This window comes from Parabacteroides sp. AF19-14 (genome assembly GCF_003635485.1).
GTDB classification, from domain to species: domain Bacteria; phylum Bacteroidota; class Bacteroidia; order Bacteroidales; family Tannerellaceae; genus Parabacteroides; species Parabacteroides distasonis.
The window spans coordinates 15,051-30,775 of sequence record NZ_QTMJ01000013.1; the positions used below are offsets into that span (position 1 = coordinate 15,051).

The 15,725-nt window shown below is 46.5% G+C and carries 10 protein-coding genes and 1 pseudogene; 5 read left to right on the forward strand and 6 right to left on the reverse strand.

Features of this window, described 5'->3' with window-relative positions; genetic code table 11:
• Nucleotides 1–45: 45 nt before the first annotated feature.
• Complete coding sequence (locus tag DWX33_RS13640; RefSeq protein WP_005862575.1) at nt 46–1,149, forward strand: Gfo/Idh/MocA family protein; 1,104 nt, start codon at nt 46–48, stop codon at nt 1,147–1,149.
• 4 nt (nt 1,150–1,153) lie between these two features.
• Here the strand turns inward: DWX33_RS13640 and DWX33_RS13645 are convergent, their stop codons facing one another.
• Entirely contained in the window at nt 1,154–2,893 is a 1,740-nt protein-coding gene (locus DWX33_RS13645; RefSeq protein WP_122380549.1) for a thiamine pyrophosphate-dependent enzyme, read from the reverse strand.
• Nucleotides 2,894–3,101: 208 nt separating this feature from the next.
• Nucleotides 3,102–3,506: an HsmA family protein gene (locus DWX33_RS13650; protein WP_005862579.1), complete on the reverse strand. Its 405-nt coding sequence runs from the start codon at nt 3,504–3,506 to the stop codon at nt 3,102–3,104.
• A 114-nt stretch (nt 3,507–3,620) separates the two neighbouring features.
• On the opposite strand from DWX33_RS13650, the gene DWX33_RS13655 reads away from it, so the two are divergent.
• Nucleotides 3,621–4,778, forward strand: a complete 1,158-nt coding sequence (locus DWX33_RS13655; RefSeq protein WP_122380550.1) for an MFS transporter — start codon at nt 3,621–3,623, stop codon at nt 4,776–4,778.
• Nucleotides 4,779–4,790: 12 nt separating this feature from the next.
• Complete coding sequence (locus tag DWX33_RS13660) at nt 4,791–7,901, forward strand: glycoside hydrolase family 2 TIM barrel-domain containing protein (protein ID WP_121962322.1); 3,111 nt, start codon at nt 4,791–4,793, stop codon at nt 7,899–7,901.
• A 90-nt stretch (nt 7,902–7,991) separates the two neighbouring features.
• Here the strand turns inward: DWX33_RS13660 and DWX33_RS13665 are convergent, their stop codons facing one another.
• From DWX33_RS13665 to DWX33_RS13675, 3 genes and pseudogenes are all read right to left on the reverse strand, one after another.
• Complete coding sequence (locus tag DWX33_RS13665) at nt 7,992–9,158, reverse strand: MalY/PatB family protein (protein WP_122380551.1); 1,167 nt, start codon at nt 9,156–9,158, stop codon at nt 7,992–7,994.
• Between the two features lie 101 nt (nt 9,159–9,259).
• Nucleotides 9,260–10,029, reverse strand: a pseudogene (locus tag DWX33_RS13670) (DUF3737 family protein); the annotation flags it as partial.
• 8 nt (nt 10,030–10,037) lie between these two features.
• Entirely contained in the window at nt 10,038–11,111 is a 1,074-nt protein-coding gene (locus tag DWX33_RS13675) for an alpha/beta hydrolase (protein WP_122380552.1), read from the reverse strand.
• Nucleotides 11,112–11,344: 233 nt separating this feature from the next.
• Between DWX33_RS13675 and DWX33_RS13680 the strand changes: the two genes are divergently transcribed.
• Both DWX33_RS13680 and DWX33_RS13685 read left to right on the forward strand, forming a co-directional pair.
• The gene (locus DWX33_RS13680) at nt 11,345–12,262 is read left to right on the forward strand and encodes an AraC family transcriptional regulator (protein ID WP_005857168.1); all 918 of its coding nucleotides are present in this window, start codon (nt 11,345–11,347) and stop codon (nt 12,260–12,262) included.
• A 15-nt stretch (nt 12,263–12,277) separates the two neighbouring features.
• Nucleotides 12,278–13,165, forward strand: a complete 888-nt coding sequence (locus DWX33_RS13685; protein ID WP_122380553.1) for an AraC family transcriptional regulator — start codon at nt 12,278–12,280, stop codon at nt 13,163–13,165.
• 43 nt (nt 13,166–13,208) lie between these two features.
• On the opposite strand, the gene DWX33_RS13690 is transcribed toward DWX33_RS13685, so the two are convergent.
• Nucleotides 13,209–15,725, reverse strand: a complete 2,517-nt coding sequence (locus DWX33_RS13690; protein WP_122380554.1) for a glutaminase domain-containing protein — start codon at nt 15,723–15,725, stop codon at nt 13,209–13,211.

The window sequence follows — 15,725 nt, forward strand, 5'->3', positions numbered from 1 at the left end:
AGAAATAATCGTATATCTTTGTAAAAACTATATATAGATAATATCATGAATATACACAAGATCACACGTTACTTACTTATGTTATGTACATTTACGTTCTTAACTCTCACGGCGAAAGGGCAAGATGGAGAGCCTTTGCGACTGGCCGTGGCAGGGGTATCCCACGGACATCTATGGGAGGTGATAAGCCGTTTGGATAGAGGCGATTTCAAGATTGTAGGAGTCGCCGAGAAAGATGATTACTTACGGGAACATAACGGTCTGCGGGATAAGCTAGATCCAAACCTGTTCTATGCGGACCTTGGCGAGATGCTGGACAAGACCCATCCTGAGGCGGTCATCGTATACGAGCCGATCTACGACCATCTTCGTGTGGTAGAGGCTTGTGCGCCGAGAGGCATACATGTTATGGTAGAAAAGCCATTGGCCGTAAATAACGAACATGCTACCCGAATGGCATCGCTCGCCCGTGAGAAAAATATCTTGTTACTTACCAACTACGAGACTACGTGGTATAATACCAACCATGAGGCATTCCGCCTTATCGACAGCGGTGCTATCGGGAAGATCGATCGTATCAACGTATACGACGGGCATCAAGGTCCCTTCGAGATCAACTGCGGAAAAGAGTTCACGGACTGGTTAACCGACCCCGTGCTGAATGGCGGCGGGGCGGTTATCGATTTTGGATGTTACGGAGCCAACTTAGCCACCCGTCTCATGAAAGATGAAAAGCCTCTTAGCGTATACGCCGTACTACGGCAGAATAAACCGAATCTTTATCCCAAGGTAGACGATGACGCGACTATTATCGTGGAATATCCTTCCGCGACCGTCCAGATCATGGGATCATGGTGTTGGCCGATGGGTAGAAAAGATATGCATATCTATGGCGACAAAGGATATATTTACCAAGATACACCTAAGGAAATGCGAATTTATACCAACGGAAAGGAGCGCCAAGAAATAGCACCTTCCTTGAACGCTCCTTATAATGATTCCTTTTATTTCTTGAAAGCCGCCGTCCGTAAAGAGATTGACGTACCTCCCACGGACCTTTCCTCGTTGGAGAATAACCTAATGGTAGTACGGATATTGGACGCTGCCATTCAAAGTGCGAAATCTAAAGCGGTTATCCAGCTCTTTTGAGAGTTTAAAACACCTCTTTCCAATGTTTTAGATTCGTATCGATGGTATCCAAGACCTCCTTGCTTCGCCCCTCCATCATTAACTTATACATGGTCTGGGCAAAACCAAGCATTTGGGAGAACTCAATCTTGGGAGGCATCGCTAATGCGTTCGGATCGGTCATGATGTTAACCAAGGCCGGTCCGTCAGCGTTAAACACTTTCTGCAAGGTGGGGAATACATCGTCGGGGTTGATCACGTTGTAGCCCGCCATTCCCATTGAAAGGGCGACCCGGGCGAAATCCGGGTTCAGCATCGTGGTCTGCCAATCCGGCAGTCCGGCCACCTCCATCTCAAGTTTTACCATTCCTAGGGAACGGTTATTAAACACGATTAATTTAATCGGCAAATGGTATTGCACGATCGTAGCAAGGTCGCCCAACAACATTGAGATACCTCCATCACCACACAACGCAACGACTTGCCTGCCGGGGTAAGCCAATGCCGCCCCTATCGCTTGCGGCATGGCGTTCGCCATCGAGCCATGATTGAATGATCCCAACATCTTCCGCATACCCGTAGCTTGCAAATAGCGGGCACCCCATACACAAGTCATACCCGTATCCACGGTAAATATGGCGTCGTCCGAGCTAAGCTCGTCTACGACCGAGATCACGTACTCTGGCTGTATCTTCTCTTCTTTCCCCCGGACAGCGGCGGCAGAACGGAGATTTTCCCGAACTTTCTCATATTTAGCCAACTGTTCCCGCAAGAAACTATCATCTTCTTTCTGGTGAATCAACGGAATCAACTCATCCAAAGTATCCTTCACATCGCCACAAAGCCCCATTTGTATCTTGGCACGACGCCCCAGACGATTCGGATTGATATCCACCTGTACGATCGTGTTGCTCTCTGGCATGAATGCCTCGTATGGAAAATCGGTTCCCAACAACAACAACACCTCTGCCTCGTGCATACTATAATAGCCGGAAGGCATGCCCAATAGACCGGTCATCCCCACCTCGTTCGGATTATCGTATTGGATCTCCATCTTACCCTTGAAAGAATAGGCTACCGGAGCATTCAGTAATTTAGCCAACTGCACCAATTCCGAATGGGCATCTTTCACCCCTATTCCACAATAAAGTGTCACTTTCTTCGCGTTATTCAACAAATCCGCTAATTCCCGGATTTCCTGTTCGGCGGGACAAACCCGTTGTCGCGTAGGAAAAGAAAAGGTAGAGGACAAACCCGCTGTAGCATTCTCTGCCGCCAAGTCACCGGGAAGTCCGATCACCCCGACCCCACGTGATGAGATCGCCGCTTGCATAGCGCCTTGAAGCATCCGGGGAAATTGTTCCGGTGTAGTGGCTACCTGATTATAATAGCTACAATCATCGAACAATTTGATCGTATTTGTCTCTTGGAAATATTCTGTACCAAACTCCCGGGAAGGGATCGTAGAAGCGATCGCCAAGACCGGGGCTCCGGATCGTTGGGCATCATACAGCCCATTAATTAAATGTACATGCCCGGGGCCACTACTACCTGCACAACAAGCCAACTCGCCTGTCAATTGAGCCTCCGCCGCAGCGGCATAAGCTCCCGTCTCCTCATGACGGACATGAATCCACCGCAATCTGCCGTTTTTCCGAACAGCCTCGTTTACCTCATTCAGGCTATCGCCTGTCACGGCGTATATACGTCGTACGCCTGTTTTTTCCAGCGTATCCACTAACTGGTCCGCAACTTTCTTCGTCATAGTTTAAACTCTTCTTTTTATTTTATTAAGAAAACTATCAAGGGCTGGAGAAAGTTTTTGGAAAGACTGATTTTTATTTGATGCAATCCGTCAATGTTCGTAAAAAAGCGACAATCGCAGTCTCCTCTCCCTATTTCCGGGATATGACATATAGTAAACATATCACCAAATGTACGATTTATTTCTCAAGATATATGAGCGATGGCCTCTATTTATGGAGAGACATCCCCATGTAGATACCGATGCAATAAGGAATTAACCAGATGAACCACACAACAATGCTAAATCTATTGAAATGCTGCTTGGCTTTTAACGAACCTTTAAAGTAAGTCCAAATCGCCCAGATCGCATGGATTAGCATCAAGCAAATAGCGATAATTCCCGTTACGGTATGCGCCGTATCATGCAGATGGGTCAGCTGGGCGATATGCTCCATCAAACCCGTTCCAATAGCGTCCGCATAAAGTCCTAATACAAAAAAACAAAGATGCCACGCTTTTAACTGTCCTTGAAAACGCTCGCCCCAGACTCCGATCGTATAGCATATCAAGGCGGATGATATCACACAAATGGCCGTAATCAGTAAATGAATATCAAGTTGATTGAATACCATATTTTTCCTTTTTCAAAAAGAACAGAAGCTTCCTAAAAAAGTTCAGGCTATTGGCAAAGAATTCATACATTCGCGTGTCTAAATAAAAACGACAGGGCAATCCCGTTGAAAAATATGAAACAAAATATACTCGCTCTCTATCTGATCAAGTTATCCAAATGGTTCTCGCTCGTAATGCCTATCATTGTCCTTTTCTATGAGGATCATGGGTTAGGATTGCAAGACGTATTTATTTTGAAGAGTGTCTACTCGGTCGCCGCTGTCGCTTTGGAGATTCCCTCGGGCTACCTAGCAGACGTATGGGGACGTAAGAAATGCTTGATTCTAGGTTGTATACTTTTCTTTGGAGGGTACCTATGTTATTCTTTCACCTCCACTTTCACGGCATTCCTCTTCGCCGAGATCCTGTTGGGAACCGGGCAAACCTTGGTAAACGGAGCGGATTCGGCGCTGCTCTACGATACAACCGTACGATATAAAAAAGAAGAACTTTACTTGCGGTACGAGGGACGTATCACGATGATCGGTAATTTCGCCGAGGCCATAGCCGGGATATTCGGTGGATTGCTGGCCGCTTATTCTTTGCGATTGCCGTTTTACGCCCAAGCGTTTGTCGCCTTTATCGGCATTCCGGCGGCGTTCGCCTTGCAGGAATTCAATACTAAGAGTAAGGTGCAGAACCCGGTTTCCGAGATTCTCCGCATTTTGAAATATTCCTTGGTCACGAACCGCAAACTATGCTATAACATCATGTTCTCCGGTATCATCGGGGCCGCTACATTAACGATGGCATGGTTCGTGCAGCCCGTATTGATGAAGTTGGAAACCCCGACCTCCTATTACGGTGTCATTTGGACCGTGCTCAATCTGACGGTGGGATTGTCCGCCCTCTATTCTGATCAGGTAGAGCGGTATTTCGGGATGCGTAAATCAAACACATTTATACTACTTGTAATCATCGGTGGATATATATCGCTCGCTTATAACCTTACTTATTGGGGATTAGCGATCTTGTTCATTTTCTATATAGTCCGGGGCTTCGCCACACCGATCTTGAAAGGTTACATTAATCAAATGACCTTCTCGGAGATGCGGGCTACGGTCTTGTCGATCCGTAACTTTGTGATCCGCTTGATATTCGCTGCCATCGCCCCATTTATAGGTTGGCTAAATGATTTCTATTCTTTGCATGTAGCCCTGTTAGTTTCCGCCGGAATTATTGCCATACCCGGAATTTTATTCTTAGTTTTGCAATTCCGTAAAGCAGATTAAAAATATAATAGCATGAAAAGACAACTTATGACCGGACTGTTTGCCGCTTTGGCTTTCACAGCGGTAGCCCAGTCGAATGAGTGGCGAGATCCCGAGGTCAACGCCGTAAACCGTGCCCCGATGCACGCCAATTTCTTCGCCTACGAGACCGCCGAGGTGGCAGCGAAGGACGCCAAGGAACAATCCCAGAACTTCATGACCTTGAACGGTCCTTGGAAATTCTTTTGGGTAAAGAACGCTGACGCTCGTCCTACCGATTTCTGGCGGACCGATTACAACGACAAAGGATGGAACAATATGCCTGTGCCCGGTGTATGGGAACTGAACGGATATGGAGATCCTCTCTACGTAAACGTTGGTTACGCTTGGCGCGAGCAATTTAAGAACAACCCACCCGAGGTCCCTACCGTTAATAACCATGTGGGTTCCTACCGCCGTGAGATCATGGTTCCTGCCGGCTGGAACGGAAAAGAGATCATCGCCCATTTCGGCTCCGTTACCTCCAATATGTATTTGTGGGTAAACGGGAAGTACGTAGGCTATAGCGAAGATAGCAAGCTGGAAGCGGAGTTTAACTTAACTCCTTACTTGAAACCCGGACAAAAAAACCTGATCGCTTTCCAAGTATTCCGCTGGTGTGATGGCACTTATCTGGAAGACCAAGATTTCTTCCGTTACAGCGGTGTCGGACGTGATTGTTATTTATACGCCCGTAACCCAAAGCAACAGATCGCCGATATACGTGTGACTCCGGATCTGGACGCTCAATACCAAAATGGCTCGTTGGCTGTCAACCTGACCATGAAGGGTAAAGGTACGGTAGAGCTTGAACTATTGGATGCCCAGAATAAAGCTGTCGCTACCCAATCCTTGAACGCTTCCGGAAAGGTCAGCACGACGATAGAAGTCTCCTCTCCCCACAAATGGACCGCGGAGACTCCTTATCTATATACTTTACGGGCTACTTTAAAAGAGGGAGGCAAAACAATCGAAGTAATCCCTGTAAAAGTAGGTTTCCGTAAGATCGAATTAAAGAACGCCCAGATACTCGTGAATGGGCAACCGGTTCTTTTCAAGGGTGCCGACCGTCACGAGATGGATCCCGATGGCGGTTATGTCGTTTCACGTGAACGCATGATACAGGACATACAGATCATGAAGAAATTCAACTTGAACGCCGTTCGTACCTGCCACTACCCGGATGATAACTTCTGGTACGATCTTTGCGATAAATACGGTATCTATGTCGTAGCCGAGGCCAATGTAGAGTCTCACGGAATGGGATACGGCGAGGAAACGTTAGCCAAGAACCCATCTTATAAGAAAGCGCATCTGGAACGTAACCAACGTAACGTCCAACGTGGTTTCAACCATCCGAGTATAATCTTCTGGTCCTTGGGTAACGAGGCGGGATACGGTCCTAACTTCGAGGCCGCTTACGATTGGATCAAAAACGAGGATCCCAGCCGTGCCGTACAATACGAGCAGGCCGGAAAGACCGGAAAGACAGATATCTTCTGCCCGATGTATTACAACTACGAGGATTGCGCTAAATACTGCGAGGACAACTCCATGCAAAAGCCTTTGATACAATGTGAGTACGCCCATGCCATGGGTAACTCTCAAGGTGGTTTCAAGGAATATTGGGATTTGATCCGTAAATACCCGAAATATCAAGGAGGCTTCATCTGGGACTTCGTGGATCAATCCGTACGCTGGACCGGCAAGAACGGGAAAATGATCTATGCTTATGGCGGCGATTTCAATAAGTTCGACGCTAGCGATAATAACTTCTGCGATAACGGCTTGATCAGCCCGGATCGTGTTCCGAACCCGCATATGTACGAGGTGGGGTATTATTACCAAGATATCTGGACAACCCCCGGCGATCTGTCGAAAGGTGAGATCAAGGTGTACAACGAGAATTTCTTCCGTGACCTTTCCGCTTATTATCTGGAATGGGAAATGCTGAAAGGTGGCAAGGTTGTTCGTAGCGGACGTGTCGATGACCTGAAAGTAGCTCCCCAACAAACATCAACGATCCGATTGGATCTAGGCGAGACTTGCCAATGCACGGAATGGTTGCTGAATGTATCTTATAAACTGAAGAACCGTGAGGGTTTATTACCCGCCGGACATACCGTAGCCAAGGATCAGCTGACGTTGAATCCATACAAGGCTCCATCTATGGAATTGAAAAACGTGGAGACAACCAATATCGAAACCAAGGCTCCAGTCGTACAAGATAGCGATGCGAATTACCTGATCGTGGAAGGTTGTGGTTTCCGTACCGAGTTCAATCGAGAGAATGGTTATCTGATCAAATACGAGGTAAACGGCCAAGACATGATCAAGGAAGGAGAGGCTTTGACTCCTAACTTCTGGCGCGCACCGACAGACAATGATTTCGGAGCTGGCCTACAGAAAAAGTACGCCGCATGGAAGAATCTGGAGATGAAGCTGACTTCTCTTAACCAACGGATGGAGAACAAGCAAGTGATCGTAGAGGCCGCTTACGATATGCCGACCGTATCCGCCAAGTTGAACTTGACGTACGTGATCAATAACAAGGGTGCGATCAAGGTTACCCAGAAAATGACAGCAGACAAGAATGCCAAGGTATCCCCCATGTTCCGCTTCGGTATGCAAATGCCGATGCCGAGATCATTCGAGAATATCGAATACTACGGTCGTGGTCCCGTGGAGAATTATATCGACCGCAAGGGTAACGCCGACTTGGCTATTTACCGCCAGACCGTAGATGAGCAATTCTATTCGTATATCCGTCCGCAAGAGAATGGAACGAAATCGGATATCCGCTGGTGGAAAATGCTGAACGAGGCTGGTAACGGTATCGAGGTTGTAGCCTCTGCCCCATTCTCCGCTTCCGCTTTACATTATACGATCGAGTCTTTGGACGACGGTGCCCGGAAGGATCAAAGACACTCTCCCGAAGTAGAGGAAGCTGACTTGACAAACCTTTGTCTCGATAAGGTGCAGATGGGATTGGGCTGTGTAAATAGCTGGGGAACTATCGCACTCCCGGAATATCAAATTCCTTACGGCGACTATGAGTTCACGTTCATTCTTACTCCGGTAAAACATAGCATCGAGATCGAGTAAAACGAATCTTTTATCTAGCGAGAGATATATGAAAGAAGGGGAAAGCAATTGTTGTTTTCCCCTTCTCTCGTTTTCTATCATCACTATTCTTTAACAGCCACTACCTACAAAATTCCTAAACCGTTCCAGTCCCTTTATCAGCGAGGAACGTGGACAAGCGATATTCCAACGCATGAAACCTTCGCCTTCTGCTCCATACATCGTTCCAGCATTGAGCCATAGCTTCGCTTTCTCGATCAGCAAGTGTTCCAATTCTTCCGATGATTTACCAAACTTACGGCAATCCATCCATACTAGATAAGTGCCTTCCAACAAGGTTATCGGGAAGTCCGGCAGATATTTCCCGCAAAAATCTTTCATGTATAAGTAATTCTGCCATAAATAATCGATCAGTTGCGACAGCCATTCCTCTCCCTCATTATAGGCCGCTATGGTAGCTATTACACCAAAAGGATTCACATCGCATACCTCGTTGATATTGATTGCCCGGTCTATCTTCCGACGTAGGTTCTCATCGGAACACACGATATTGGCGATCTGTAATCCAGCTATATTGAAAGCCTTGCTAGGTGACAGGCATGTCACGGAATGCCGTAGGAATTCTTCCGAGATAGATGCGAACGGCGTAAAAGTATATTCCGGAAATACAAGTTCGCAATGTATATCATCCGATACGACTGTTAAACCATTACGGATACATATCTCGCCGATATGACTTAATTCCTCACGTGTCCATACCCTTCCAGCGGGATTATGAGGATTACACAACAACATGACCTTTACCCTCGGATCAGCGGCTTTTCTCTCCAAATCCTCATAATCAATCGTGAATGTATTATGGGCATAAGACAAAGGGTTGCGGATAATCTCACATCCGTTATTGCGGATGGATGAGAAAAAACAGTTATAAACCGGAGTCTGCACCAGTACTTTATCACCCGGCTCGGTCAACGCTTTGATAACGGCGGAAATAGCCGGAACAACACCGGAGGTATAAATCATCCATTCTTTCCGTATTTGCCATCCATGCCGACGTTCAAACCAACCTGTCACCGCTTCGTAATATGCATCCGGCACTTGGGTATAACCGAAAATACCATGTTCTACACGTTGCCGTAAAGCTTCGATAATAACGGGTGCCGTACGGAAATCCATATCGGCCACCCACATCGGTAGTACATCCGTGCCCACGACACTATCCCATTTATAAGAGTTCGTACCGGTACGAGGCACTATTTCATCGAAGTTATATCTCATATTCTTTATGCGGAAAAGCAAGTACGTTCATTCCATAGCCTCAGTTGGCAATTACCCGGAGCCTTGATGTTCTCGTCGAGGATTACCTCACCATAACTTTCGGCGGTGATGCTTCCCGTACGGGGATTCTTCACGCTACGGATCGAGCTGTTGATAGTCGCCTGTACGGAACTGTATTCAAAGGCTAGATCGCAATCATCTGCCATCGTACAGTTCTCCATCATAAGATCGTGGGCGTAACAAAGCGGCTGCGTACCCGAGATCTTGCAATTTACCAAACGCAGGTTCTTCGAGTGCCACCCCAAGTACTCGCCGTTAATCTCGGAATCGTATACGGTAACATTCTCCGTATTCCAGAAAGCGTCTTTCGAGTTGATGACCGCATTACGGATTTCCGCGTTCTTGCAATACTGGAACGAGTAGTTTCCATTTTGAGCGTAGTTCCGGATTTTAATGTTCTCGCCGTGCATAAATAATAATCAGCATGATCTATTTGCACATTTATCAATTCCACGTTCCGGCAATGCCAAAGGGTTTCTTGAGCATTGGGTAGTTGTACGTTTTCCAGTCTGATACCGTCCATCTCCCGAAACATCTTTGGGGCTTCCACCCGTGTATCCGTCATCACTAGATTTTGGGAGTACCATAACGCGGCACGTCCACCTTCCGTAAACAGGCTATTCTTGATGGTGAAGCCATCCACGTGCCAAAACGGATATTTACCCTCAAAACGACAGCCTACGGCTATGATATTGCTACACTCTTTCAATGCCGACTCCCCGGCATGAATAACGACATTGTCTAATTGTACATCGTGAGAGGCGAACAAAGGGCGCTCACCACTAAATTCCATATTCTTTATCTGTTGCATAATGGATCTTATTTAAAGTTTTCTATAAAGAACCGTTCAATCTTATCGAAGGGGATGACATTCATCTGATCGTACAAATCGACATGATTCGCTCCGGGTATAATTAGCAATTCCTTATTATCACCTTTCAGTTTCTTGAAAGCATCCTCGCTGAAGTAACGTGAATGTGCTTTCTCTCCATGAATAATCAATACGGCGCTACGAATCTCGTCACTATACGAGAGTATAGGCATATTGATGAAAGATAAAGCCGAGGTCTTGTTCCATCCGCCATTCGAGTTGAGCGAACGCTTGTGGTAACCACGCTTCGTCTTGTAATAAGCGTAGTAGTCTTTCAAGAATTGAGGCGCATCGTCGGGTAACGTATCGGGTAAGCCTCCCGCAAGGGCATATGAGCCGTACTTTGCGTCAGCGGTACGCTGTTCATTGAGTTGCTTGCGCAATTCATAACGTGCGTCGGTATCCATCGCATCAAAATAGCCATTAGCGTTCACACGGCTCATATCGTACATCGTAGAGGTAACGGTCGCTTTGATACGAGTATCGATAGCCGCCGCATTAAGAGCCATGCCTCCCCATCCGCAGATACCGAGGATACCGATACGTTCCGCATCCACATCATCACGTGTCGAAAGGAAATCGACGGCCGCACAGAAATCTTCCGTATTGATGTCGGGAGAAGCTACATAACGAGGCTCTCCGCCACTCTCGCCTGTATATGACGGATCGAAAGCGATCGTCAGAAATCCACGTTCCGCCAATTCCTGCGCATATAAACCCGAGGATTGTTCCTTCACGGCACCGAACGGACCGCTAATAGCGATAGCAGGCAATTTTCCATCCGCATGCTTGGGTTTGTACATATCAGCGGCAAGCGTAATACCATAGCGATTACGAAAAGTAACTTTACTATGGCTCACTTTGTCACTCTGTGAGAATACCTTATCCCACTCCTTAGTTAGATTCAAATTCTTGTCCATTGTATGATCGGTATTAAATTGATTGTCTGTAGCGAACAGATTTCCCGTAGCGCAAAAGCATATGGCTATTGCCGTACATAATTCTCTTAATGACTTCTTCATGTCGTTCCTTGTTTATTTTTACGATGGCAAAGATAGAAGCTCAAATAGCATCCCTTTGTAGATAAATTACGGATGTCATGACCTCAATTACAGGTTTTGCAGAATCAGCCAGAAAACCTGTAAATACACATAATCCGTAACAATGGTTATATAATCCGTAATTAGGGTTATAACTATATATGAATTATCTTCTATTTTCGCGTACAGAATTATTGATTAAATACGTACGGCTTATGGATAAGATACTTAACTTAGATAGTGTAGACCTATATAACAAACTATATGGCCTCGAAACCCTAAATCCGCTTGTCAGTGTCATAGATTTGAATAAAGCGACGAGTAGTGTAGATCTCATCCGCTTCAATTACGGCATCTATGCGCTGTATCTAAAACTAGAGAAAGCCTGCGATATCAAATACGGACGCCAGACATACGATTACCAAGAAGGCACGATCGTTTGCTTCGCCCCCGGACAAACTGCGGAAACAAATCCGACCACCGATAAAGTCCAAGTAAACGCACATGGTATTCTTTTTCATCCCGATTTACTGCGTGGAACGTCACTCGGAAAGAATATAAAGAAATATACGTTCTTTTCTTACGAGGTAAACGAGGCGTTGCATCTCTCGGAAGAAGAAAGATCTATCGTGATGGATTGCCTGAAGATTATCCGTATGGAACTGGAGCATGGCGTGGATAAACATAGTAAAACCTTACTTGTAAACCATATAGAACTGCTACTTAATTATTGTATGCGTTTTTATGAAAGGCAGTTCATCACCCGAGGCAAGACAAACCGGGATGTGCTGACACGTTTCGAAAACCTGTTGGATGAGTATTTCGAAAGTACACTCGCCGAACAGGACGGATTGCCTACGGTGAAATACTTTGCCGACAAGCTTTGCCTCTCATCGAACTATTTCGGTGACATGTTCAAGAAGGAAACCGGCAAATCACCGCAGGAATACATCCAAGAGAAAGTAATCGAGCTAGCCAAAGAACGTATCTCCGGCACGGCGGACACAGTCAGCCAAATCGCATATTCCCTCGGTTTCCAATATCCGCAGCACTTCTGTCGGCTATTCAAGAAACGGGTAGGATACACGCCAAGTGAATACCGTGCGCAGATCGGTCTATCAACGAATCTATAGAAGGCGTTCAAGAAGATGTTAGATATTAAGACCGTATATGAATGTAACCGGTGCTTGGGATGCAAGACGCTGCACCCACAAGTAAGCCTCATCAATCTAGAGAGCCCGAACCTAGAGCAAGAGGCCGTAAAGTTCGAGTTCTATGCGATTCTCTTGATAGAAGACTGCCCGGACGGTTGTTATTGTTGCGGACGTAAGTATTACGATTATTCCAACGCTACGATGGTATTCCTTACCCCCGGTGAGATTTTCCGTATGAGCGAGAATAATACGTTACCCGACAAAGGGTACCTTTTAGCGTTCCATCCCGACCTATTGTTCCGCACGTCATTGGACAACCATATTAAGAACTATACCTTCTTCGCTTATAATAAGGAAGAGGCGCTACATCTCTCCCAACGTGAGACAGCCAAAGTTACGTGTTGTCTGGAAAACATCGAGGATGAGCTTCACCATGCCATCGATACACATAGTGGTACCATTCTATCCCGCCACATTGAATTATTATTGGATTATTGTACACGCTATTATGAGCGACAGTTCATTACCCGGGAGAATAAGAACAAGGCTATCTTGGAGAAATTGGAAAGGCTCCTCGACGAGTATATCATTTCCGGCAAATTAGAGAACGGCCAGCTACCCTCCATCGAATATTGTACGGCAGAACTGAATCTTTCTGTCGCTTACTTCAACGACCTGTTAAGATTCGAGACCGGCAAAACGCTGGAGGAATATTTTCAGTTCAAACGGTTGAGTGTGGCTAAGACAATGCTACTGAAAAAAGGTAATACTCCCGCTCTGGTAGCACGGCAACTAGGTTATCCGAACGTACAGTATTTCAGCCTTATATTTAAGAAGATCACAGGCATCGCCCCCAGTGAATATCCATATGCGCAAAACTAAGAAACGGAAGGAGGCCATCCCCCTTCCGTTTCTTAGAATAACATTATTTTCCTAGCTTCTTTTCCAGCATCTTCATAAAATATCCCCCGACAACCGAACGGGCTTGAAAACCTCGTTGCGTACCATCAGAAGTAAAATGCCAATCGCTTAGAGGAACACGTGAAGTCGTCTCGTTGGCATAGTTCCAGACCGGAATCATCAACGTATTAAAATCCTCCATCGATCCGGTCAAACAAGCGGACCATAAAATCCAGTCGGACTTCGTATAATCCTTCCGGTTATCCAACGGCAAACCGTATTTATTTTGCTTCGTCTTGTAATAAGCCATTTCCGTAGCGGCAACCTCTTTCGGGAAGATATTCAAGCCCAGCAAGCGATCCCACACCAAGTTGTATTTCTGGCTCCAAGTACCCGGCTTATCGAAAGTCAAGCGGTAATGATCGCCATCATCTGCCATTTTTACCCACTTAGCGGCCATCTCACGGGCGGCTTCCGTATATTGCCTAGCGATATCCGTCTTGCCTAACATCTCCGCCAATTTCCCGTAGCCGGCAACTCCCATAATTGCCTTGATGGACAAATTCGTGTTATGGGCGAAATGCCCGGCGAAATCATCCGTACAAAGTTGGTTCTTCGGATCAAGGCCTTCCTTCAACAAGTAATTCACCCATGTAGTCAAAACCTCCCAATGTTGGGCGGCATAATCGGCATTACCATCCACTACCGCTATGGCGGTCGCTAGCACAAGCATATTACCACTTTCTTCCACGGGCATATCGCCACCGTAGGTCTGACCGTTCGCAACCGGATATGTACCCACGTCGTGAGCCGGGAAAGGTTTCTTCCACAGTCCGCTCTCGCTATAATAGAAAATAGGGTTCATCATTCCTTTCAACAAATCCGTATTGTACACTAAGAATAAAGGAGCGGAAGGATACGTTATATCCACCGTTCCGATAGAACCGTTGCTGAAATTTTCTTTAGAGAGGAATAAGAGAGTCCCTTCTTTATCAGTCACCAATTTATGGGCGGCGATCGCCTGCCGATATGCGATAGCGCATAACTCGGCGTACTTCTTCCCTCCTACGGCACTCGTCTCGCTCATCAAAGAAGAATCGAAGGAACCGCAACGCCGCATCAGATCCTCGTAAGAAGCCTCCCCTTTCTCAAACGCCTGATGAATATCCACTTTCCCGTCGTGCTTCCAATAAGGCATCCGGTTGTCTTGGAAATACTGGATCGAATATAAATCATCGTAACCGATCATCAAATGTCCGGAGACGGTTTCCTTGGAGACCTTGCCGATCGGGTCCGTATAAGCGAGAACCGTCATTTGCTCGCGCATATCCGAAGAGATACTTTGCGATCCAGCCGGTAAATTACCAGTAGTCATGAAAGCTTTCTTCGTAGCATAATACTCGTCGATCGTTGCGGAGACTCCCGGTTTCTTTGGGATAGCCAAATAGAAATATCCCCAGTCAATCCGTACATCATCCCCGGTTTTCGCCAGAACCTCTTGATCGATTGTTCCTGTCTTTAGGTAAATTAAATTAGGGGTTTCCGTTTTCTCAAAAGTCACCTCTTGATCGATCGTATTCACGGCCCATTGCGGCGTGGCTTCCATATATAATTGCACGTCGTGATCTTTACCGTCGATGGAGCGGACTTGATAGGTTATATAATTAAACGGAGAAGTCATAGCCTCCAGATCATTCAGCAAGAAGGGAGCCGTGAAAATCAAGTCCAGACTTACACCACCGCACTCAAAGGTGTAGAATGTTTGCGTAGGCATCACGTTCACGGATTTCTGGATCGCTTTCTCATCGAACGTATCTCCTCGTTTCACCTTCCGCATGATTCCCATATCCACATAAGCGCCTCCCCCATTGTTCCGGCAATGAGCGGCCAACACGTTACCCGTAGGCTTCAAGTTTTCCGCCACCGCTTCCGGTATCTCTTTCAGCAAATCATAGTCCAGACCATTCCCTGCCACGGCGATTTGCTTTCCATTTAGATACACCTCGATATTATCATCGTGCGAATATTGGAGGTAGAGAGCATCCTTTCGCGCATCCGAAGGCCAGTCAAACGTACGGCGTACCCAGATATCGCCCGTAGACCAAGGCGTGGAACGATTCGGATTATCTTCCGTTCCGAAAGCGGCTTTTCCCTGCTTCCAACCTTTCGGATCATAAGCCTCGGCGAACCAATCACCGGCAGGCTGAGACATCGTATAATCGGCCTCCCATAGGCCATCCGAGGCCGTACCGATCACCGAGGTCACCTGCATATCATCCATTCCCATGAAACGGTATGATTTACCATCTACCCGTATACCGCCTAGAAGCGGATAATCACGGCCGGTCCAATGCCGTACCGACTCATCATTCAATTGATCGGCAAACGACCATGCGCTTGTATAAGGATCGATCGTGACCAAAGGTACGGCAGGGGCACGCAAAGAGTTCTCTGCCGCCGCCGTATAGACTTCAGAAACTTTCACCTGCGTACAACTCAATAAGGCCGTACAACAAGATAAAGCCAATAAATAGTTTTTCAT

Bases quoted from the DNA above. Each gene is read 5' to 3' on its own strand.
- DWX33_RS13640 (WP_005862575.1), top strand. From the start codon at position 46: ATGAATATACACAAGATCACACGTTACTTACTTATGTTATGTACATTT.
- DWX33_RS13645 (WP_122380549.1), bottom strand. From the start codon at position 2,893: ATGACGAAGAAAGTTGCGGACCAGTTAGTGGATACGCTGGAAAAAACA.
- DWX33_RS13650 (WP_005862579.1), bottom strand. From the start codon at position 3,506: ATGGTATTCAATCAACTTGATATTCATTTACTGATTACGGCCATTTGT.
- DWX33_RS13655 (WP_122380550.1), top strand. From the start codon at position 3,621: ATGAAACAAAATATACTCGCTCTCTATCTGATCAAGTTATCCAAATGG.
- DWX33_RS13660 (WP_121962322.1), top strand. From the start codon at position 4,791: ATGAAAAGACAACTTATGACCGGACTGTTTGCCGCTTTGGCTTTCACA.
- DWX33_RS13665 (WP_122380551.1), bottom strand. From the start codon at position 9,158: ATGAGATATAACTTCGATGAAATAGTGCCTCGTACCGGTACGAACTCT.
- DWX33_RS13675 (WP_122380552.1), bottom strand. From the start codon at position 11,111: ATGAAGAAGTCATTAAGAGAATTATGTACGGCAATAGCCATATGCTTT.
- DWX33_RS13680 (WP_005857168.1), top strand. From the start codon at position 11,345: ATGGATAAGATACTTAACTTAGATAGTGTAGACCTATATAACAAACTA.
- DWX33_RS13685 (WP_122380553.1), top strand. From the start codon at position 12,278: ATGTTAGATATTAAGACCGTATATGAATGTAACCGGTGCTTGGGATGC.
- DWX33_RS13690 (WP_122380554.1), bottom strand. From the start codon at position 15,725: ATGAAAAACTATTTATTGGCTTTATCTTGTTGTACGGCCTTATTGAGT.